Annotated in this window: 21 protein-coding genes; 15 read left to right on the top strand and 6 right to left on the bottom strand. The window is 72.5% G+C overall.

Translation table 11 applies throughout. From position 1 onward, the window contains the following. Positions 1-7: 7 nt before the first annotated feature. Positions 8-988 (top strand): DNA polymerase III subunit delta, encoded by a 981-nt coding sequence (gene holA / locus Q3W68_RS27185; RefSeq protein WP_013287990.1) that lies wholly within the window; start codon positions 8-10, stop codon positions 986-988. Beyond that, positions 985-1,482 carry a hypothetical protein gene (locus Q3W68_RS27180; protein ID WP_302908148.1) on the top strand — a complete coding sequence of 166 codons (498 nt, stop codon included), beginning with the start codon at positions 985-987 and terminating at the stop codon, positions 1,480-1,482. Before holA ends, Q3W68_RS27180 begins: the two co-directional genes overlap by 4 nt. A gap of 346 nt (positions 1,483-1,828) precedes the next feature. Here Q3W68_RS27180 and rpsT read toward each other — a convergent pair whose 3' ends face one another. Both rpsT and Q3W68_RS27170 read right to left on the bottom strand, forming a co-directional pair. After that, positions 1,829-2,095, bottom strand: coding sequence for a 30S ribosomal protein S20 (gene rpsT, locus Q3W68_RS27175; protein ID WP_013287988.1), 267 nt, complete (start codon positions 2,093-2,095; stop codon positions 1,829-1,831). A 245-nt stretch (positions 2,096-2,340) separates the two neighbouring features. Beyond that, entirely contained in the window at positions 2,341-3,417 is a 1,077-nt protein-coding gene (locus Q3W68_RS27170) for a phosphotransferase family protein (RefSeq protein ID WP_302908147.1), read from the bottom strand. Here Q3W68_RS27170 and Q3W68_RS27165 point away from each other — a divergent pair. The 7 genes from Q3W68_RS27165 to Q3W68_RS27135 all read left to right on the top strand — a co-directional run bounded on the left by Q3W68_RS27165 (position 3,416) and on the right by Q3W68_RS27135 (position 10,334). Then, entirely contained in the window at positions 3,416-3,952 is a 537-nt protein-coding gene (locus Q3W68_RS27165; protein ID WP_135241591.1) for a DUF4240 domain-containing protein, read from the top strand. The genes Q3W68_RS27170 and Q3W68_RS27165 overlap by 2 nt on opposite strands. A 126-nt stretch (positions 3,953-4,078) precedes the next feature. Then, positions 4,079-5,956, top strand: coding sequence for a translation elongation factor 4 (lepA, locus tag Q3W68_RS27160; protein WP_302908146.1), 1,878 nt, complete (start codon positions 4,079-4,081; stop codon positions 5,954-5,956). A gap of 224 nt (positions 5,957-6,180) precedes the next feature. Then, positions 6,181-6,468, top strand: a complete 288-nt coding sequence (locus Q3W68_RS27155; protein ID WP_302908145.1) for a GlsB/YeaQ/YmgE family stress response membrane protein — start codon at positions 6,181-6,183, stop codon at positions 6,466-6,468. A gap of 252 nt (positions 6,469-6,720) precedes the next feature. Further along, positions 6,721-7,005: a GlsB/YeaQ/YmgE family stress response membrane protein gene (locus Q3W68_RS27150; protein WP_302908144.1), complete on the top strand. Its 285-nt coding sequence runs from the start codon at positions 6,721-6,723 to the stop codon at positions 7,003-7,005. A gap of 223 nt (positions 7,006-7,228) precedes the next feature. Continuing rightward, entirely contained in the window at positions 7,229-8,521 is a 1,293-nt protein-coding gene (locus tag Q3W68_RS27145) for a sugar ABC transporter substrate-binding protein (protein ID WP_302908143.1), read from the top strand. Continuing rightward, positions 8,518-9,504 carry a carbohydrate ABC transporter permease gene (locus Q3W68_RS27140; protein WP_302908142.1) on the top strand — a complete coding sequence of 329 codons (987 nt, stop codon included), beginning with the start codon at positions 8,518-8,520 and terminating at the stop codon, positions 9,502-9,504. The genes Q3W68_RS27145 and Q3W68_RS27140 overlap by 4 nt, the downstream gene beginning before the upstream one ends. Continuing rightward, positions 9,501-10,334 carry a carbohydrate ABC transporter permease gene (locus Q3W68_RS27135; protein ID WP_128136489.1) on the top strand — a complete coding sequence of 278 codons (834 nt, stop codon included), beginning with the start codon at positions 9,501-9,503 and terminating at the stop codon, positions 10,332-10,334. Before Q3W68_RS27140 ends, Q3W68_RS27135 begins: the two co-directional genes overlap by 4 nt. A gap of 14 nt (positions 10,335-10,348) precedes the next feature. On the opposite strand, the gene Q3W68_RS27130 is transcribed toward Q3W68_RS27135, so the two are convergent. Continuing rightward, entirely contained in the window at positions 10,349-11,209 is an 861-nt protein-coding gene (locus Q3W68_RS27130) for a hypothetical protein (RefSeq protein WP_302908141.1), read from the bottom strand. A 102-nt stretch (positions 11,210-11,311) separates the two neighbouring features. Further along, positions 11,312-12,097: an enoyl-CoA hydratase-related protein gene (locus Q3W68_RS27125; protein ID WP_302908140.1), complete on the bottom strand. Its 786-nt coding sequence runs from the start codon at positions 12,095-12,097 to the stop codon at positions 11,312-11,314. 19 nt (positions 12,098-12,116) lie between these two features. Between Q3W68_RS27125 and hemW the strand changes: the two genes are divergently transcribed. Then, positions 12,117-13,340, top strand: a complete 1,224-nt coding sequence (gene hemW / locus Q3W68_RS27120) for a radical SAM family heme chaperone HemW (RefSeq protein WP_302908139.1) — start codon at positions 12,117-12,119, stop codon at positions 13,338-13,340. Between the two features lie 39 nt (positions 13,341-13,379). On the opposite strand, the gene Q3W68_RS27115 is transcribed toward hemW, so the two are convergent. Next, positions 13,380-14,024: a DUF4870 domain-containing protein gene (locus Q3W68_RS27115; RefSeq protein WP_302908138.1), complete on the bottom strand. Its 645-nt coding sequence runs from the start codon at positions 14,022-14,024 to the stop codon at positions 13,380-13,382. 232 nt (positions 14,025-14,256) lie between these two features. On the opposite strand from Q3W68_RS27115, the gene hrcA reads away from it, so the two are divergent. The 3 genes from hrcA to Q3W68_RS27100 all read left to right on the top strand — a co-directional run bounded on the left by hrcA (position 14,257) and on the right by Q3W68_RS27100 (position 17,234). After that, positions 14,257-15,279: a heat-inducible transcriptional repressor HrcA gene (gene hrcA / locus Q3W68_RS27110; RefSeq protein WP_091572036.1), complete on the top strand. Its 1,023-nt coding sequence runs from the start codon at positions 14,257-14,259 to the stop codon at positions 15,277-15,279. A 73-nt stretch (positions 15,280-15,352) separates the two neighbouring features. Then, positions 15,353-16,498: a molecular chaperone DnaJ gene (gene dnaJ, locus Q3W68_RS27105; RefSeq protein WP_176710436.1), complete on the top strand. Its 1,146-nt coding sequence runs from the start codon at positions 15,353-15,355 to the stop codon at positions 16,496-16,498. A 1-nt stretch (position 16,499) separates the two neighbouring features. After that, positions 16,500-17,234, top strand: coding sequence for a 16S rRNA (uracil(1498)-N(3))-methyltransferase (locus tag Q3W68_RS27100; protein WP_302908137.1), 735 nt, complete (start codon positions 16,500-16,502; stop codon positions 17,232-17,234). A gap of 153 nt (positions 17,235-17,387) precedes the next feature. On the opposite strand, the gene Q3W68_RS27095 is transcribed toward Q3W68_RS27100, so the two are convergent. Further along, positions 17,388-18,149: an SDR family NAD(P)-dependent oxidoreductase gene (locus Q3W68_RS27095; RefSeq protein WP_302908136.1), complete on the bottom strand. Its 762-nt coding sequence runs from the start codon at positions 18,147-18,149 to the stop codon at positions 17,388-17,390. A 93-nt stretch (positions 18,150-18,242) separates the two neighbouring features. Between Q3W68_RS27095 and Q3W68_RS27090 the strand changes: the two genes are divergently transcribed. Then, a complete protein-coding gene (locus Q3W68_RS27090; protein ID WP_302908135.1) occupies positions 18,243-18,587 on the top strand; it encodes a histidine triad nucleotide-binding protein in 345 nt (114 codons plus the stop codon). Further along, complete coding sequence (locus tag Q3W68_RS27085; RefSeq protein WP_302908134.1) at positions 18,584-19,960, top strand: serine hydrolase; 1,377 nt, start codon at positions 18,584-18,586, stop codon at positions 19,958-19,960. The genes Q3W68_RS27090 and Q3W68_RS27085 overlap by 4 nt, the downstream gene beginning before the upstream one ends. Positions 19,961-20,030 lie beyond the last annotated feature (70 nt).

Raw genomic sequence — 20,030 nt, 5'->3', positions numbered from 1 at the left:
TGCGAGTATGGGCGACGTGACCCCCGCCGACCTGCCTCCTATTGTGCTCGTCCTCGGCGACGAGGAGCTGCTCGCCACGCGAGCGGTCACCGAAGCCGTCGCCCGGGCCCGCGAGGTCGACCCCGACGTGGACGTGCGGGAATACCAGGCCGGCACGCTCACCGTCGGCGAGATCGCCGAGATGCTCAGCCCTTCGCTGTTCGGCGGTCGCCGGGTGCTCGTGCTCCGGTCCGGTCAGGACGCCCGCAAGGACCTGTCCACAGCGCTGCTGGCGTACGCGAAGAATCCCGACCCGGACGTGCAGCTCGTGGTGCTGCACCTGGGCGGGGCCAAGGGCAAGGCGTTCGCCGACGGCCTGCGGGCGGCCGGCGCCACAGTGGTGCCGGCGGTGAAGCTCAAAGGCGACCGGGAGCGGGCCGCCTTCGTGCGGGACGAGATCCGCCGCATCGGCGGCAAGTGCACGCCCGACGCGGCCGACGCCTTGGTCGCCGCAGTCGGGAACGACATGCGTGAGCTGGCCGCCGCCTGCTCGCAGTTGGTGGCCGACACCGACGGGCGGATCGGCGCGGACACTGTCGCCCGCTACTACCGGGGACGGGCCGAGGTCACGGGCTTCACCGTCGCCGACGCGACGATGGTCGGTGACGTGCCAGGCGCGCTGGAGGCGCTGCGGTGGGCGCTGCACGTCGGCGTGGACCCGGTGCCGATCGCCGACGCGCTGGCCGACGGCGTACGGACCGTGGCCCGGGTCGCCGCAGCCGGCCGGGGCAGCGCGTTCCAGCTGGCCAAGACGCTCGGCATGCCCGCCTGGAAGATCGAGAAGGCCCAGGTACGCGCCCGGGGCTGGACGCCGGAGGGCCTGGTCGAGGCGATGCGGGTGGCCGCCGAGTGCAACGCGGCCGTCAAGGGCGGCGCCGACGACCGGGCGTACGCGCTGGAGCGGGCCGTGTTCTCGGTCGCAGCGGCCCGGCAGGGCGGCGCCCGGTGACCCGAGCGTGGTCGACGGTGGCCGCGGACGAGGAGCGGTACCGCCCGCTCTACGCCCGGGTGCTGGGACTGCGCTTCGTCAACCCGGGTGGGGTGCTCTGCTTCCTCTTCTTCGAGGGCGCGGTGGCGCTGGCCGTGCTGCTCGCGCTCGCCGAACTGGTGAGCTGGTGGGCGGTGCTGGTGCTGCCGATCGCGGTGGCCGCGATGGTCAAGCTCAACGACGTGGTGGCCGAGATGGTCATCCGCACCGCCGCGCAGGTGCCCGAGCAGGAGCGGGACCGCTTCCGCCGGCAGATGGAGCCGGTGATCGGGCGGGCCCGCGTGCCGGCGAGCGCCCGTGCGCTCCCGGGAGGCGCGGCGAGCATGGGGCCGCTGCCGGGCGGCACGGCGCCGGCGAGCTCCCGTACTTTGCCTGGCGGCGCGACCGCGGATTCCCGGGGCGTCCGCTACCACCATCCGCAACGCGCGACGTTCGACCGCCCGAACGAGCGGTAGCCGCAGCCACCGGGCTGCGCTCTCCCGCCGCCCCACGCCGCGCCCCTCCGAACGCCCGCGCCCCGCCGCCTCGCGCCGCGCCCTCCGAACAGCCCGCGCTCCGCCTCGCGCCGCGCCCTCCGAAACGCCCGCGCTCTCCCGCCGGAGCCTCCGCCGACCGACTGTGGCGCGATCACCCCGCAGATCTTGGTAGGAAACGGCCCTCATAGGGGCCGAAATCTTCCAAGATCTCCGCAGCGCACGCTCGGCGCGCATCCGCGGGGCGAGCGCTGCTTGGGCGTGCGGACAGCCGGAAGCCCCGTGGGCACAATGGCCCCGGGGCTTCCGGTGGGATCTGTAGCGCTGGTCAGGCAGAGAACGAGGCGACGCGCTTGGCGATCGCCGACTTCCGGTTGGCCGCCTGGTTCGAGTGGATGACACCCTTGCTGGCAGCCTTGTCCAGCTTGCGGGTGGCCTCGCGCATGAGCACGGTGGCCTTCTCGGTGTCGCCCGCCTCGGCAGCCTCGTGGAACTTCCGGATGGCGGTCTTCAGCGACGACTTGACCGACTTGTTACGCAGCCGGCGCTTCTCGTTCTGCCGGTTGCGCTTGATCTGGGACTTGATGTTCGCCACGCGACAGCCTCGTCTTGATAGCTCGGGTTGGTCTGCTTTCGCGCACGACGAGCATGCGTCATCGCCGCGCGAAAAGCCAGGCTACCAGGTCGGCCCCGGACGAGCCAAAACGCCTCCGCCCGGCCCATCCGGTCCCCGTCACCAAGCACGCCGTTCCCCCCAGGCCGGTCGAGCGGCGCGCCACTTCGGGGAGGTGGTGGGGTGAGGGCCCGTGGGATGCCGCCATCTCGCCGAACTGGTGTGGATCAAGGGGAAGGGGTGGGGCGTGCCCAGGACCAGCCCCGGCGCTCGGCCAGCCAGCCGAGCGCCTGCTCCCCGCTCCACCGCTGGTGGGCGCGCAGGTGCGGGGAGGCGTTCGACGGCCCGGCGGCGGCCCCGGTCAGGAAGTAGCCGGCGAGCGCGGCGAGCGTCACGTCCAGCGCGTCCCCTGGTGCCCCGGCCGCCGCCGGGTGGGCGGCGAACGCGGCGTCGGCGTCCAGGCCGCTGGCGTACGCGGTGAGCAGCAGCCCGGCCAGGTCGAACCAGGCCGGTCCGTGGCAGAGCCAGGGCCAGTCGCACAACCAGGCCCGCCCGTCGGAGTCGATCAGGAGGTTGTCCACCCGCAGGTCGCCGTGGGCCAGCCCGGGGGCCGCGTCGGCGTACCGGGGCAGGCGCGACTCCAGTGCGACCAGCTCGGCCAGCAGGGCACCGGTCGCCGGCTCGGGCAGCGGCTCGCGCCCGGCGGCCACCTCGCCCCACCAGAGGATGTCGTCGCGGGCCAGGTCCGCGAGGCGGGGGAGCCGGAGCGCGGTCAGCTCCGCGGGCGGGTCGGCGAGCGCGGCGGCGACTTCCGCGTACGTGGCGAGGGCGGCGTCCAGCTCGGCCGGCTCCCAGGGCAGCCGGGGGATGTGCCCGTCGATCGCGTCGAGCGCGAGCGCGTACCAGCCGGACTCGGTGAGCGCCCAGCGCGGCCGGGGCACCGGCAGGCCGGCCGGGAGCCGGGCCAGGATGGCGGCCTCGTGGGCGTACCAGTCGACCAGGTGCCGTTGCCCGTGCAGTGCCGCCGCCTTGACGAACACCCGTTCCCCTGTGGGTCCGGTCAGTACGGCGGCGAAGCCGCTGGTGAACCCGCCGGCCGCCACCCGGACCGCTGCCGATTCGCCGCCGATCCGGGCGGCCAGCGCGTCCCGCAGCCCGGCCGGCAGGTCGGCCCAGCCGGGCCGGACGGCCGTCGACCCGTACGGAACCGGCGGTGGGGATGTCGCGCGCACCACACCATGCTGCCGCACCCGCGGCGCGCGGCGAACCCGCGCGTCGGTGGGCTCTGCCAGACTGCCCGTCATGAGGACCGACGAGTTCTGGCAGTTGATCGACGACGCCCGCGCCGGTGCCGGGGGAGAGCCCGACGCGGTCGCCGCCCGGGCGGTCGCGCTGCTGGCCGAGCGCGACCCGGAGGAGATCGTCGGCTACGCCCACCACCAGCGGCGGGTGCTCGCCGCCTCCTACAAGGTCGACCTCTGGGGCGCGGCCTACCTGATCAACGGGGGCGCCTCGGACGACGGCTTCGAATACTTCCGGGGCTGGCTGATGACCCAGGGCCGGGCGGTGTTCGCGCGGGCGGTCGGCGACCCCGACGCGCTGGCCGAGCTGCCGCAGGTCCGGGCCGCGGCGCTCAGCGGCGAGGAGTTCGAGTGCGAGCAGATGCTGGCGGTGCCGTGGGACGCGTACCGGAAGGCGACCGCGTCCGACCTGCCGGCCGAGCGCGACCCGGTTCCGGTGCCCGACCTGAACGACTTCTGGGACTTCGACGACGAGGAGGAGGCCCGGCGCCGGCTGCCGAGGCTGGCCGCGCTGTTCGTCGAGCCACCCGTGGAATAGCCGAGCCACCCGTGGGATAGCGGTGGAGTGAAGGGGGAGCCCGGGCGCGCCCCGGGCGACGTGGGACCATGGAGGGGGCCGGCGGCGCGCCGGCCCGCTCACGTCAGCCGACCAGAACGGACCGCTGTGCCACCGACGCTCGATCCCGGCGCGAACGCTCCTGGTGCCACCGACCCGGCGCGCATCCGGAACTTCTGCATCATCGCCCACATCGACCACGGGAAGTCGACCCTGGCCGACCGGATGTTGCAGCTCACCGGTGTGGTCGACCCGCGGCAGATGCGCGCGCAGTACCTGGACCGGATGGACATCGAGCGCGAGCGCGGCATCACCATCAAGAGCCAGGCCGTGCGCATGCCGTGGACGATCCGCGAGGGCGACCGGGCCGGCGAGACAGCCGTGCTCAACATGATCGACACTCCGGGCCACGTGGACTTCACCTACGAGGTGTCCCGTTCGCTGGCCGCCTGCGAGGGCGCGATCCTGCTCGTCGACGCCGCGCAGGGCATCGAGGCGCAGACGCTCGCCAACCTCTACCTGGCGCTCGAGAACGACCTGCACATCATCCCGGTGCTCAACAAGATCGACCTGCCGGCCGCCCAGCCGGAGAAGTACGCCGAGGAGCTGGCCCACCTGATCGGCGGCGACCCGGCGGACTGCATCAAGGTCTCCGGCAAGACCGGCGAGGGCGTGCCCTACCTGCTCGACGAGATCGTCCGCCAGTTCGTGCCGCCGGTGGGCGACGCCGAGGCTCCGGCCCGCGCGATGATCTTCGACTCGGTGTACGACGTCTACCGGGGCGTGGTCACGTACGTCCGGGTGATCGACGGCCGGATCTCCGCCCGGGACCGGATCAAGATGATGTCCACCGGCGCGGTCCACGAGCTGCTGGAGATCGGCGTCATCTCGCCGGAGATGGTGAAGGCCGACGCGCTCGGCGTCGGCGAGGTGGGTTACCTGATCACCGGCGTGAAGGACGTGCGCCAGTCCCGGGTGGGTGACACGGTCACCATCAACAACAACCCGGCCAAGGAGGCGCTCGGCGGCTACAAGGACCCGAAGCCGATGGTCTACTCGGGTCTGTATCCGATCGACGGCTCGGACTACCCGAACCTGCGCGAGGCGCTGGACAAGCTCAAGCTCAACGACGCGGCGCTCACCTACGAGCCGGAGACCTCCGGCGCGCTGGGCTTCGGCTTCCGCTGCGGCTTCCTCGGCCTGCTGCACCTGGAGATCATCCGGGAGCGGCTGGAACGGGAGTTCAACCTCGACCTGATCTCCACCGCTCCGAACGTGGTCTACCGGGCCATCCAGGAGGACGGCGAGGAGATCGTGGTCACCAACCCGAGCGAGTACCCGACCGGCAAGATCGCCGAGGTGTACGAGCCGACCGTGCGGGCGACAGTGCTTACCCCGAACGACTACGTCGGCGCGGTGATGGAGCTGTGCCAGGGCCGCAGGGGCAGCCTGCTCGGCATGGACTACCTCTCCGCCGACCGGGTGGAGCTGCGCTACACGCTGCCGCTGGCCGAGATCATCTTTGACTTCTTCGACCAGCTCAAGAGCCGCACCAAGGGTTACGCCTCGCTGGACTACGAGCCCTCCGGCGAGCAGGCGTCCGACCTGGTGAAGGTCGACATCCTGCTGCACGGCGAGCCGGTCGACGCGTTCAGCGCGATCGTGCACAAGGACAAGGCGTACACGTACGGCACGACGATCGCGGCGAAGCTGCGCACGCTGATCCCGCGCCAGCAGTTCGAGGTGCCGATCCAGGCGGCCATCGGCAGCCGGGTGATCGCCCGGGAGACCATCCGCGCGATCCGCAAGGACGTGCTCGCCAAGTGCTACGGCGGTGACATCAGCCGTAAGCGCAAGCTGCTGGAGAAGCAGAAGGAGGGCAAGAAGCGGATGAAGATGGTGGGCCGGGTGGAGGTGCCCCAGGAGGCGTTCATCGCGGCGCTGTCGTCCGACTCCAGTGACGGCAAGCCCGCGGGCAAGAAGTAGCGGTCCCGCTCCACGAACCGGCCGGTGTCCTCGTCCTCGGGGCGCCGGCCGGTTCGCGTACCCAGGAAATTTCAAGCCTCTGGCAGCGCTCCCACCTGCGGGTTCGTCCCGGACGGGGGAGCGGCGGTCGATGCCGCCGGTTTCGGTTTTCGATGCGTCGGGCACTTACCGGGCACGACAGCAAACGCACACAGAACGTGCGAAATCGCTTAGGAGGACCGACCGTGGAGTTCACCGTCTGGGGCATCGTCACCGCGCTCGTCGTGGGTCTGATCGTCGGCGCGCTGGGCCGGCTGGTCGTGCCGGGCCGGCAGAACATGCCGATGTGGCTGCACATGGTGATCGGCGTCGGCGCGGCGCTGCTGGGCACCGTCCTGGCCCGCGCGCTCGGCATCGCCACGCAGACCGCCGGCATCGACTGGGCCGAGCTGGCCGTGCAGGTCGTGCTCGCCGCCATCGCTGTGGCCCTGGTGGCCGGCGTCGGCCGCCGCCGCGCCGTCTCGCGTTACTGATTCACGCACCACGCGCCTCGACGGGCGCCCGGCCGACCCGGCCGGGCGCCCGTCGGCGTATTCGGCGCATTGAACCCCGTCGGTGCGCCGGGTGCGCCCGCCGCGCCGGGTTTCGGTGCGAAGCAGCAGGTCAGGGTACGTCTGAACAATTCGTCATCGGAGTCGGTTTGGATTTCCGAGCGGTCGGGAACTTAGCGATCACGACAGTAACCACACGAAATGTGTGACCCGATCTTAAGGAGGAGGGCGACCATGGAGCTCACCGTTTGGGGCATCATCACGGCGCTGGTCGTTGGTCTGATCGTCGGCGCGCTGGGCCGGCTGGTCGTGCCGGGCCGGCAGAACATGCCGATGTGGCTGCACATGCTGATCGGCGTCGGCGCCGCGCTTCTGGGCACGATCGTGGCCCGGGCCTCCGGCTTCGCCGAGACCGCCGGCATCGACTGGCGCGAGCTGATGCTGCAGGTGCTGTTCGCCGCGATCGGCGTGGCCCTGGTGGCCGGTATCGGCCGTCGCCGCAGCGTCTCGCGCTACTGACCCCGCACCACGCGCCTCGACGGGCGCCCGGCCTCACCGGCCGGGCGCCCGTCGGCGTACGTGGGCCCTGAACTGCCCGGACGGCATCGATGTCGGCCGGGCCTCCGGCTGCGATACGGTCGCCTGTGCCCTCCGTCACGAACACCCCCTGTTGTAAAGGAAATTTTCCTACTAAGGTGCGGCGGAGAAGGTTAGTGCCAAACGGCCCTGAGGGAGATATGGCGTGAACAGGTGGAAGCGGCTGGCTCCGGTCACCGCCATCGTGGCGTCGGCCGCGTTGGTGCTGACCGCGTGCGGTGGCTCCGGCGACGACGACAAGGCCGCCGACAACAGCAAGCTCACTGTGTGGATGATGGGTGAGGGCGGCGACGCCCAGACCAAGTTCCTCGACAGCGTCGAGGCGGAGTTCAAGAAGAAGCACCCCGAGACCGACGTCGTGGTGCAGTACATCCCCTGGCTCGAGGCGCCGAAGAAGTTCCAGGCAGCGCTCGCCGGCGGCGAGGGCCCGGACGTGACCGAGCTGGGCAACACCGAGACCCAGGGCTGGGCCGCGCAGGAGGCCCTGGCCGACGTCTCGGACAAGTTCAACGGCTGGTCCGAGGGCAAGGACATCCTGCCCGACCTGGTCAAGAACGCCCAGCTCGACGGCAAGCAGTACGGCGTGCCGTGGTACGCCGGCGTGCGCGCCGTCTACTACCGCACCGACTGGTTCGCCGAGGCCGGCGTGAAGCCGCCGACGAGCTGGGACGAGATGGTGGCCGCCGCGAAGGCCGTGCAGGCCAAGAAGCCCGGCACCTACGGCATCGCCCTGCCCGGCAACTCCGAGCTGCCGTTCTACTCCTTCCTCTGGGGTGCCGGCGCGGAGATCGCCACCAAGGAGGGCGACAGCTGGAAGTCCGGCTACAACACCCCCGAGGCGCAGAAGGCGGTCAAGTTCTGGACCGACCTGGTGACCGTGCACAAGGTGGCCCCGCCGGCCGCCGCCGGGTGGAACGAGGTCGACGCCCGCACCCAGTTCGCCACCGGCAAGGCCGCCATGGCGTTCGCCGGTAGCTGGCAGGGCGGCGCGATGAAGAAGGACAACCCCGACATCGAGAAGGTGTGGGGCACGTTCCCGATCCCCGGCCCGGACGGCAAGCCCGCCCCGGCGTTCGCCGGCGGCTCCGACATCGCCATCTGGAAGGACAGCGAGCGACAGGCGCTGGCCTGGGACTACATGACCGTGCTGCTGAGCAAGCAGAAGGACAAGGAGTTCGCCAGCAGCCTCGGCTTCTTCCCGGTCTACCAGGACCTGGTCAGCAGCGGCGACTACGCGAACGACAAGGTGATGGCCGCGTTCGCCACCGCCATCCAGAACACCAAGCTGACCCCGCTCACCCCGAAGTGGGTCGAGGTGAGCCGCACCAAGACGGTGACCCAGGCGATGAACAGCTCGGTCATCAAGGGCCAGAAGACGGTCGAGAAGGCCACCGCCGACGCGGCCACCGAGATGGAAAGCATCCTCAACGCCAAGTGACCACGCTGACCGAGGCCACCGGCGAGGCCGCCGCGCGGGAGATCCCCGCGCGGCGGCGCCGTCGCCGGGTGGACCACCTTCCGTACCTGCTCCTGCTGCCCTGCCTGGCGATCATCGCCGTGTTGCTGCTCTGGCCGCTCGGCCAGGTCGTGTGGATGTCCTTCCACAAGCTGGACAGCGTCCGGCAGCTACGCGGCGACCGCGAGTGGCCGTGGGTCGGCCTGGCCAACTACGCGCAGATCCTCGGCGACCCGTTCTTCCGTACGGTGCTGCGCAACACGGTGCTGTTCGCGCTAGCCAACGTGGCGCTCACGATGATCCTCGGCACCCTGGTCGGGCTGCTGCTCAACCGCCTGGGCAAGAAGATGGCCACGTTCGTGGCGAGCTGCGTGATGCTCGCCTGGGCCACCCCGGCGCTGACCGGAACGATCGTCTGGAAGTGGATCTTCGACGACACGAGTGGCCTGGTCACCTGGCTGTTCAACAAGCTGCCGGACGGGCTCTCCACGGCCCTGTTCGGGCGCAGCGACTGGACCGGGTACGGCTGGTTCAACGACCCGCTGCTGTTCTTCGCCATCCTGACGCTGGTGGTGGTCTGGCACTCGTTCCCGTTCATCGCGGTCAGCGTGCTGGCCGGGCTCAAGAGCGTGCCGACGGAGTTGCAGGAGGCGGCCCGGGTCGACGGCGCCGGGCCGTGGAAGGTCTTCTGGTCGGTCACGTTCCCGGTCCTGCGGCCGGTCTTCGGCATCCTCGTGGTGCTCTCCACGATCTGGGACTTCAAGGTCTTCACCCAGCAGTTCGTGCTGGCCGGCGGCACCCAGGACCGGTCGACGTTCATGCTGTCGATCTACTCGTACGCGGAGGCGTTCTCGCCGCCGCCCAAGTACGGCCTCGGCTCCGCCATCGCCGTCATCCTCACCGTGATCCTGCTCGTGGTGACCGCCCTGTACGTCCGCATGGTGCTGCGGCAGGAGGACGAATGACGAAGAAGATCGCCCTCAACGGCGCGGGCCTGCTGGTCGCGCTCTTCGCCGCGTTCCCGGTCTACTGGATGGTGGCGACCTCGCTGAAGCCCAACCGGGAAATCTTCTCGTCCACCCCCCGGCCGGTGCCGGCGGAGCCGACGCTGGAGCACTACCGGGAGATCCTCACCGGCAACCTGATCCCGGGCGTGACGTTCGCCGACTTCTTCCTCAACAGCGCGCTCGTCGCGCTGGCGACGGTGCTGCTGAGCGGGCTGGTCGCGCTGCTCGCCGCGACAGCCGTGGCCCGGTTCCGGTTCAAGCTGCGCACCACGTTCCTGATCATGCTGCTGGTGGTGCAGATGATCCCGCTGGAGGCGCTGGTCATCCCGCTGTTCCTGATGATCCAGCGGCTCGGCCTCTACAACACGCTGCCCAGCCTGATCCTCACGTACCTCGGTTTCTCGCTGCCGTTCGCGGTCTGGATGCTGCGCGGCTTCGTCGCCGCGGTGCCCAAGGAACTGGAGGAGGCCGCCGCCATCGACGGCGCCAGCCGGGCGCAGACGTTCCGCAAGGTGCTGTTCCCGCTGGTCGCGCCCGGCCTGGTCGCCACCAGCATCTTCTCGTTCATCACCGCGTGGAACGAGCTGATCTTCGCGTTGACCTTCATCAACGACCAGCAGAAGTACACGCTGCCGGTGGCGATGACGTTCTTCTTCGGCCGCGACGACACCGCCTGGGGCTCGGTCATGGCGGCGTCCACGCTGTTCACCCTGCCGGTGATCGTCTTCTTCCTGCTGGTGCAGCGCCGGATGGTCTCCGGCCTGGTCGCCGGAGCGGTCAAGGGCTGACCCGGCGGCGGCGGTCAGGCCGCGGCGAACACCTCGGCACGCACCTCGGTGGTCGGATCGCCCTTCACCCGGGCCCAGGAGCCCTGCTCGGCGGTCCACTCCAGGTTGCCGAAGCGGACCTTCTTCACGCCGTGGTCGTCGGCGTGCGAGACGAGCCAGTGCGCGTACCGCCAGCCGTTGCGGTCGTCACCGGCCGGCACGGTGAGCGCGGTCAGGTCGGTCGCTGTGGCCAGCCGGGGCAGCCCCCAGTCCAGCGACAGGCTCTCCAGCACGGCGCTGGCGGCGGCCGGGCCGCGCATCGTCGGCGGCGAGCTGACGGTGCAGGCCACCGCGCCGGTCGCGTGGCCGAGCAGCGCGCGGGTGAGGACCTCCGACTCGTCCGCCCACTTCTGGTACGCCTCGGGGAACGCCGACCGCTGCACCCGCTGGGCGGCGTCGGTGACCCGCATCCGCTCCCAGCCCTTTACCTTCTTCAGCGCGGCGTAGAACTTGTTCGCCGCGTACCGCGGGTCCTGGATCTCCTCCGGGGTGCCCCAGCCCTGGCTCGGGCGCTGCTGGAACAGGCCGAGCGAGTCGCGGTCGCCGTGGGCGATGTTGCGCAGGTGCGACTCCTGGTACGCGGTCGCCAGCGCCACCACCACCGCCCGCTCGGGCATCCGGCGCTGCATCCCGATGGCCGCGATGGTGGCCGCGTTCGCCATCTGGTCGGCGCCGAGCACCACCTCGCCGTCTGCCTTCACGGTGCAGGTCCGGCTGGCCAGCGGCAGCCGCAGGTGTTCGCCGAACTGCTTGGTCACGACGTAGACGGCGAGCAGTGCCAGCACGCACACCGCAACCCCAGATGCCACGATCGCCGCTCGCGTCCGCACCCGCACCCCCTGTCCCGACAGTCCGACAAGCGTACGTCCCACCCGCCAGCGCGGGCCTCGGCCGACCGGCGGGCCCCAGGTCCGCTCACCTGGGACCCGCCGCGAACCTCAGTCTTCGGCGGGCACCCAGGCGGCGGGACGCTTCTCCCGGAACGCCATCACGCCTTCGCGCCCCTCGTCGGAGAGGAAGTACCCGGTCGACAGCGCGGCCAACTCGGCGATCTCGGCCCGCAGGTCCGGGCCGGCCGGCCGGCGCAGCAGGTCCTTCGCCCCGGCGAGCGCCCCCGGGGCACCCCTGACCAGCGAGGCGCAGTAGCGCTCGACGGCGGCGTCCAGCTCGTCGGCCGGCACCGCGGCGGTGACCAGGCCGATCTCGGCGGCGCGGCGGCCGTCGAACGTGTCGCCGGTCAGGTACAGCTCGGCGGCGGCCCGCTGGCCCAGCCGCGGCAGCACGGTCGCCGAGATCACCGCCGGGATCACCCCGATCCGCACCTCGGTGAACGCGAACGTCGCCTCCTGCGCGCAGACCGCCAGGTCGGCGGCGGCGATCAGGCCCAGCCCACCGGCCCGGGCCGGCCCCGCCACCTTCGCCACCACCGGCTTCGGGCACTCCCGCACCGCGACGAGCACGTCGCCGAGCATCCCGGCGGGCACCGTCCCGCTGGCGTACGCGGCGGCTGTCTCCTTCAGGTCGGCGCCGGAGCAGAAGACCGGGCCGGTGTGGTCGAGCACGATCGCGCGTACCGCGTCGTCGGCGACCGCGTCGGCCAGCCCGGCCAGCAGCTCGGTCATCAGGGGCGTGGAGAGCGCGTTGCGATTGTGCGGGCTGTCCAGGGTGAGGGTGGTCACCCCACGGGCCGTGGCGACTCGCACGAGAGCGTCCGGAGAGGTCATGCCGGGCACACTAGTGGCCATGCCCGGCGTCCTTCCAGAAGGCGAACCCGTCCCGCGCGACGGATCGCTGCCCGCCACCGCCACTCGCGCCGTCGGCGCGCGCGGCTTCGGCGTGTACGTCCACGTCCCGTTCTGTGCCAGCCGGTGCGGCTACTGCGACTTCAACACGTACACCGCTTCGGAGCTGGGCGGCGGGGCGAGCCGGGAGACGTACGCCGACTCCGTGCTGGCCGAGCTGGAGCTGGCCGCCCGGGTGCTGGGCGACTCGCCGCCGCCCCGGGTCGACACCGTCTTCGTCGGCGGTGGCACGCCCACCCTGCTGCCCGCCGACGACCTGGCCCGGATCCTCGACGGCATCGACCGCGTGTGGGGGCTGGCCGCCGACGCCGAGGTCACCACCGAGGCCAACCCCGAGTCCGTCGGCCCGGAGTCGCTCAAGACGCTGCGGGCGGCCGGGTACACCCGGATCTCGCTGGGCATGCAGTCCGCCGCGCCGGGGGTGCTCGCGGTGCTCGACCGGCGGCACAGCGCGGGCCGGGCCACAGCCGCCGCGCTGGAGGCGCGCGACGCCGGGTTCGAGCACGTGAACCTCGACCTGATCTACGGCACGCCGGGCGAGACGGCTGAGGACTTCGCCGCCTCGCTGGCCCAGGTGGTCGAGGCGGGCGTGGACCACGTCAGCGCGTACGCCCTGATCGTGGAGGACGGCACCCGGCTGGCCGCGCGGATGCGCCGGGGCGAGCTGCCGTACCCCTCCGACGACGTGGCGGCGGACCGCTACCTGGCCGCGGAGGCGGCGCTCGGCGAGGCCGGATTCTCCTGGTACGAGGTGTCGAACTGGGCCCGCTCGGCGGCGGCCCGGTGCCGGCACAACCTGCTCTACTGGAGCGGCGCCGACTGGTGGGGCCTGGGCCCGGGGGCGCACAGCCACGTCGGCGGCGTGCGCTGGTGGAACGTCAAGCACCCGAGCGCGTACGCGGCACGGCTGGCCGAGGGCGCCTCGCCCGCGCTGGCCCGGGAACGGCTCACCGCTGACGAGCAGCACATGGAGGACGTGATGCTGCGGGTGCGGCTCGCTTCCGGACTGCCGCTGGACGTGCTGGACGCCGCCGGCCGGGCGGGCGCCGAGCGGGCCCGCGACGCCGGGCTGCTCGACGCCGGGGCGTACGCGCGGGGGCTGGTGGTGTTGACGCTGCGCGGCCGGCTGCTGGCCGACGCGGTGGTACGCGACCTGCTGCCGTGATCGGGTCCGGCCGGCCGCCCCCTCGGCCGGCCGGAGGCGTCACTTGGTGAAGCTGTAGCTCATCGGGTAGCGGTAGAGCACGCCGTCGTTGGCCTTGACCCCGCCGATGATCCCGAAGATCAGCGGCACCAGCCAGACCAGCATCGGGACGAAGAACAGGATCCCGCAGGTGATGATCGTGATCACCCAGGCGAGCACGCCGGCGATGGCCCAGGTGATCTGGAAGTTCAGCGCCGCGACGGCGTGCGCGCGGACCGTCGGCGACTGCTGGCCCCGGCTCATCAGCGCGATCAGCGGAGCGACCCAGCCGAGCAGGCCACCGCCGACTATGACACCCGCGGCGCCACCGAAGTGCGACACCAGCGCCCAGGTCTTCTCGTCGCTGTTCGCGTACGCGGCGGGGCCGTATCCGCCACCGGCGGGGTAGCCGGCGCCGTAGCCCGGCGTGCCGCCCGGCGGGGGGTAACCGCCGGGGGGCGGGTAGCCGCCCGGCGGAGGTTGGCCGCCCGGAGGCGGGTAGCCACCCGGGGGCGGATAGTCACCGGGCGGGGGATAGCCGCCCGCGCCCGGCGCGCCGGACAGTGGAGCGGTGGGCGGTTCGCCGGCCGGCGAGCCGTAGGGCGCCGACGGGTCGGGCTGGGGGCCGGAGTCCCCTGCCCCGGGAGGGCGAGGAGGTTCAGTCATGGTCGCCACGGTAGGGGCACCGGTCAACTCGCACCAGAGCGACACAGACCGACGATGACCGGCTGTCCGGCCCTGGTGGGCCGTGCTGTGTGGCGGGCCGCACCGCAGGTCCGTCGGGCGATCATCGCGTCGGCGGGGGTGCCGACGTAGACTGGCACTCGCTACAGTCGAGTGCCAGCCGCCCGGCGGATGCCGCGCGCCGGCCCGGCCGAGGTGCGTCAGGAGGTGGGGAATGGGTCTCGACGACCGCAAACTCGCCGTGCTGCGCGCGATCGTCGAGGACTACGTCGCCACGCAGGAGCCGGTCGGCAGCAAGGCCCTGGTCGAGCGGCACCAGCTCGGCGTCTCGCCGGCCACGGTCCGTAACGACATGGCGGTGCTGGAGGAGGAGGGCTACATCCGGCAGCCGCACACCAGCGCCGGCCGGGTGCCCACCGACCGCGGCTACCGCCTCTTCGTCGACCGCCTGTCCCGGGTCAAGCCGCTCAGCCCGGCCGAGCGCCGGGCGATCGAGCGCTTCCTGGTCGGCGCCGTCGACCTGGACGACGTGGTGCACCGCACGGTCCGGCTGCTCGCCCAGCTCACCCGGCAGGTCGCAGTGGTGCAGTACCCGAGCCTGGCCCGCTCCAAGGTGCGCCACCTGGAACTGGTACCGATCTCCACCACCCGGCTGATGGTCGTCATGATCGCCGACACCGGCCGGGTCGAGCAGCGGCTGGTCGAGCTGCCCGCCCCGGTGCCCGCCGACGACGTGACCGACCTGCGCCGGCTGGTGAACGAGAAGCTCGTCGGCAGCCAGCTCGCCGAGACGCCGCCGCTGGTGCAGGCGCTCGTCGACGAGTCCGCGCCGCACCTGCGCCCGGCCATGACCACGCTCTCCACCGTGCTGCTGGAGACGCTCGTGGAACGGCACGAGGAACGCCTCGCGCTGGCCGGCCAGGCCAACCTCACCCGGGGCGGCCTGCTCGACTTCCAGGGTTCGCTGCGGCCCATCCTGGAGGCGCTCGAAGAAGAGGTCGTGCTGCTCAAACTGATCGGCGAGACCGAACCGAGCACCACCCGGGTGCTCATCGGCGACGAGAACGAATACGACAACCTGCGGGCCGCCTCGGTGGTCAGCACCGGCTACGGACCGGGCAGCACGATCGTCGGTGGACTCGGCGTGCTCGGGCCGACCCGGATGGACTACCCCGGCAATATCGCCATGGTGAGGGCCGTGGCACGCTACGTGGGCGAACTGCTGGCCCAGAACTGACCAGTCAGGGCCGACGGCCGGTTCCGGCCGACGACCGGAGCGACGCGAGACGAACATGAGGACACCTAACGCAGTGGCCAGGGACTACTACGGCATTCTCGGCGTGAGCCGGGACGCCTCCGACGACGAGATCAAGCGCGCCTACCGCAAGCTGGCGCGGCAGTTCCACCCGGACGTCAATCCGGACCCGGAGGCCCAGGAGAAGTTCAAGGACATCAACGCCGCGTACGAGGTCCTCTCGGACGACCGGAAGCGGCAGATCGTCGACCTGGGCGGCGACCCGCTCGCACCGGGCGGCGGTGGCGCGGGCGGTCCCGGCGGCCCGGGCGGCGCCGGTCCGTTCGTCGGCTTCCAGGACATCATGGACGCGTTCTTCGGCGGCGCCGCGGGCGGCAGCCGGGGCCCGCGTCCGCGTACCCGCCCCGGCGCGGACGCGATCCTGCGCCTGGAACTGGACCTCAACGAGACCGCGTTCGGCGTCGAGGCGCCGATCACCGTCGACACCGCGGTGCTCTGCACCACCTGCTCCGGCGCCGGCACCGCCGCCGGCACCCACCTGGCCACCTGCGAGGCGTGCGGCGGCCGCGGCGAGGTGCAGTCGGTGCAGCGGACGTTCCTCGGCCAGGTGGTCTCCGCCCGGCCGTGCACCGTCTGCCAGGGCTACGGCACCACCATCCCGCACCCCTGCCCGACCTGCGCCGGTGACGGCCGGGTGCGCACCCGCCGCTCGCTCACCGTCAAGATCCCGGCCGGGGTCGAGGACGGCATGCGGATCCGCCTGGCCCAGCAGGGCGAGGTCGGCCCCGGTGGTGGCACCGCCGGCGACCTCTACGTCGAGATCCACGAGCGGCCGCACGACGTCTACTCCCGCAAGGGCGACGACCTGCACTGCCGGGTGACGGTGCCGATGACCGCCGCCGCGCTCGGGACCCGGCTGACCATCAAGACGCTCGACAGCGAGGAGACGGTCGACGTCAAGCCCGGCACCCAGCCCGGCAGCACGCTGCGCCTGCGCGCCCGGGGCGTACCGCACCTGCGCGGCACCGGCCGGGGTGACCTCTACGTGCACCTGGACGTGCGTACCCCGACCAAGCTCGACGCCGACCAGGAGCGGATGCTGCGCGACTTCGCCAAGACGCGCGGCGAGGAGGTCGCCGAGCTGACCAAGCAGGGCGGCTTCTTCTCCCGGATGCGCGACGCCTTCAACGGGCACGCCTGAGGTGTCCGCGCCGCTGTTCCTGGTCGAGGCGCTGCCCACCGGTGACACGCTGACGCTGGACGGCCCGGAGGGCCACCACGCGGCCACTGTGCAGCGGCTGCGCGTCGGCGAGGAACTGGTGCTCGCCGACGGCCGGGGCGGCACCGCCGCCGCGGTGGTCACCGCCGTCGGCCGGGGCACGCTCGACCTGCGGGTCACCAGCCGGGGGTACGCGGACGCGCCGGTGCCCCGGCTGGTCGTGGTGCAGGGCATCGCCAAGGGCGACCGGGGTGAACTCGCAGTGCAGGCGATGACCGAGGTCGGGGTGGACGAGATCGTGCCCTGGGCGGCGTCCCGCTCGGTGGCGCAGTGGCGCGGCGAGCGGGGCGAACGGGCCCGGCAGAAGTGGGTCGCGACCGCCCGGGAGGCGGCCAAGCAGGCCCGCCGCCCGTGGCTGCCGGTGGTGGCCGGCGCGCCGGACGAGTCCACCGTCTCGGTGGCCCGCCGGATCGCCGGTGCGGCCGGCGCGTTCGTGCTGCACGAGGGCGCACAGGACCGGCTGACCACCGTCGACCTGCCGACCGCCGGGGAGATCGTGCTCGTGGTCGGCCCGGAGGGCGGCATCGCCGACCACGAGCTGGCCGCGTTCGCCGAGGCGGGCGCCCGTACGGTCCGCCTGGGCCCCTCCGTCCTGCGGACGTCCACGGCAGGCGTAGCCGCCCTGACGGTCCTGGCCACCCGCCTGACCCACTGGTAACCCGCGCGCCCCGCCCTCCGCCCGCCCTTCCGCGCGGCGATCTTGCACTTTCGGCCCTCGCTGCGCCCCTTTTGCAATGCTTTGTCGGGGCCGGAAGTGCAAGATCGCGGGGGGTCGGGAGGGCGGTGGCGGGGGAGGGGAAGTGCGGGAGGGTCAGGAGCGGAGGTAGGAGGCGCCGTTCAGGTCGATGATGGTGCCGGACGCCCACTCGGCCTCGGGGCTCGCCAGCCAGTGCACCGCCGCGGCGATCTCCTCCGGCCGGGCCACCCGGTGGAACGGGGACTGAGCGCGTACCGCCTCGCCCCGCTCGCTCTTCAGGTGCTCGTTCGTCATGTCGGTCTCGACGAAGCCGGGCGCCACGCAGGCCACAGCGATGCCGTACGGCGCCAGCGCCACCGCGAGCGACTGGGCCATCGCGTTCATCCCGGCCTTGCTGGCCCCGTACGCCGGGTTGGCCGGCTCGCCCCGGAACGCGCCCCGGGACGACACGTTCACGATCCGGCCCCCGCGTTCGCGCATGTGCTGCGCGGCGCACCAGGCGGCGTTCGCCGCGCCGACCAGGTTGGTGTCGAGCACCTCCCGCCACCGCGCCCGCCACTGCTCGTAGCTGCTCTCGAAGACCGGGTGCGGGGGATCGGCCGGCCCGAACACGCCGGCGTTGTTCACCAGCACGTCGAGGCCGCCGAGCCGCTGGGTCGCCTCGTCCACCATGGCGCGTACTGCGTCGGCGTCGGCCAGGTCGGCGCGTACCACCACGTGCCCGTCGCCGGGCAGTTCGGCGCGCAGCCGCTCCGCCAGTTCGGCCGAGTCCCGGTGGTGGATCGCCACCCGGTCCCCGCCGGCGGCGAACGCCCGCGCCACCGCCCGTCCGATGCCCCGCGAGGCCCCCGTCACCAGCACCGCCCGTCCCGACATGGCGGCCATCCTGCCGCATCGGGCCGGGGTGTTAAGAAGGGCCCCTTCCCCTACCGGAGGCGTTAACAGGGGGCCCTTCCTTACACTGCTGCGATGGACTGCCTCTTCTGCCGGATCGTCGCCGGGGAGATTCCGGCCACCATCGTCCGCGAGACCGCCAACACCCTCGCCTTCCGGGACATCGACCCGAAGGCGCCCACCCACGTGCTGGTGATCCCGAAGGAGCACTACGCGGACGTGGCCACGCTGGCTCAGGGCGCGCCCGAGCTGGCCGGCGAGGTGCTCCAGACCGCCGCCGTGGTCGCGGAGGAGGAGGGCCTGACCGTGGACGGGTTCCGGCTGATGTTCAACACCGGCCCGTACGGCGGCCAGGAGGTCTTCCACGTGCACGCCCACCTGCTCGGCGGCGCGCCGCTCGGTCCGATGCTCTGCCGATGACCGACGTCTCCGACCGGCTCGGCCGGATGGTGCGCCAGGCCCAGGCCACCGGCCGGATCCCGGCGGTGTCGGCCGCCCTGCACCGGGCCGACCGGCCGCTCTGGACCTGCACGGTGGGCGACACCGGCAACGACACCCCGCTGGGGCCGGAGACGGTGTTCCGGATCGGCTCGGTCACCAAGACGTTCACCGCGGCGCTCGTCATGCAGTGCCGCGACGACGGCCTGCTCGACCTGGACGACCCGATCGGGCGGCATCTCGACCTGCCGGCGCACGGCGACGCGACCGTACGCCGGCTGCTGTCGCACACGGCCGGCATGCAGCGCGAGCCGCACGGCGACGTGTGGGACAGCCTGCGCGCCCCGGCCGTCGAGGAGATGCTGGCGGACCTGGCCCGGGTCGAGCGGGTGCTGCCCGCCGGCCGGCGCTTCCACTACTCCAACCTCGGCCTGGCGCTGCTCGGCGAGGCGGTCGCCCGGCTGCGCGGCGGCACCTGGGCGGAGGTGCTGGCCGACCGGGTGCTCGGCCCGCTCGGGCTCACCTCCACCCACCCGCACCCGACCGGGCGTGCCGCGACCGGGTTCCTGGTCGACGCGTACTCCGACGAGGTCCACCCGGAGCCACCGGCCGACTTCGGCGCGGTGGCCCCGGCCGCGCAGCTCTGGAGCACCGCGACGGACATGGCCCGCTGGGCCGCGTTCCTGGCCGACCCGGCGGCGATGGACCCGGACGGCGCGGTGCTCGCCGCGACGACCGTCGAGGAGATGCGCTGGCCGCTCACCCCCACCGACGAGTCGGTCTGGGCGGCCGGCTTCGGGCTGGGGCTGATCCTGGTGCCGCAGCCGGAGCGGGTGACCCACGTGGGCCACGACGGGGCGATGCCCGGGTTCCTCGCCGCCGTGTACGGGCGGCGCGGCGGGCAGGGCACCGCCGGGGCGATGGGCGCCGCGGTGCTCGGCTCGTCCGGCACCGGCGTGGAGGTGTTCGACCTGTCACACCGGCTGCTCGCCGCGGCCGCCGAGCACGACCCGGCGGAGATCGAGCCGTGGCGTCCCGGCCCGCCCGCGCCGGACCACCTGCGCGGCGTGCTGGGCCGCTGGTGGGGCGAGGGCTTCGAGTACGTCTTCTCCTGGCACGACGGGACGCTGCGGGCCCGTGGCGCGGACGACCCCGCCGGGAAGCCGCCCGCCGTGTTCGCGCCGCTGCCGGACCGGCCGGACGTGTTCCGCACGGTCTCCGGCCGCGAGGCAGGGGAGCTGCTGCGGCTGACCCGCGACGAGCACGGCGTGGTGGTCCGGATGCACTGGGCGACCTACCGCTTCACCCGCACGCAGGAGACCTTCGACGGGTACGACTTCCGCGTCGGCGGCTGACCGGCGAGCACCGGAAATGCGCGCGGTGTGTACGGTGCCGACCCGATACGATGGAGGTAACCGCACGCCG

The sequence above is a fragment of the Micromonospora sp. C28ISP2-4 genome, assembly GCF_030519385.1.
In the GTDB taxonomy this organism is placed as follows: domain Bacteria; phylum Actinomycetota; class Actinomycetes; order Mycobacteriales; family Micromonosporaceae; genus Micromonospora; species Micromonospora tulbaghiae.
This window is presented reverse-complemented; position numbering and strand designations above follow the sequence as displayed.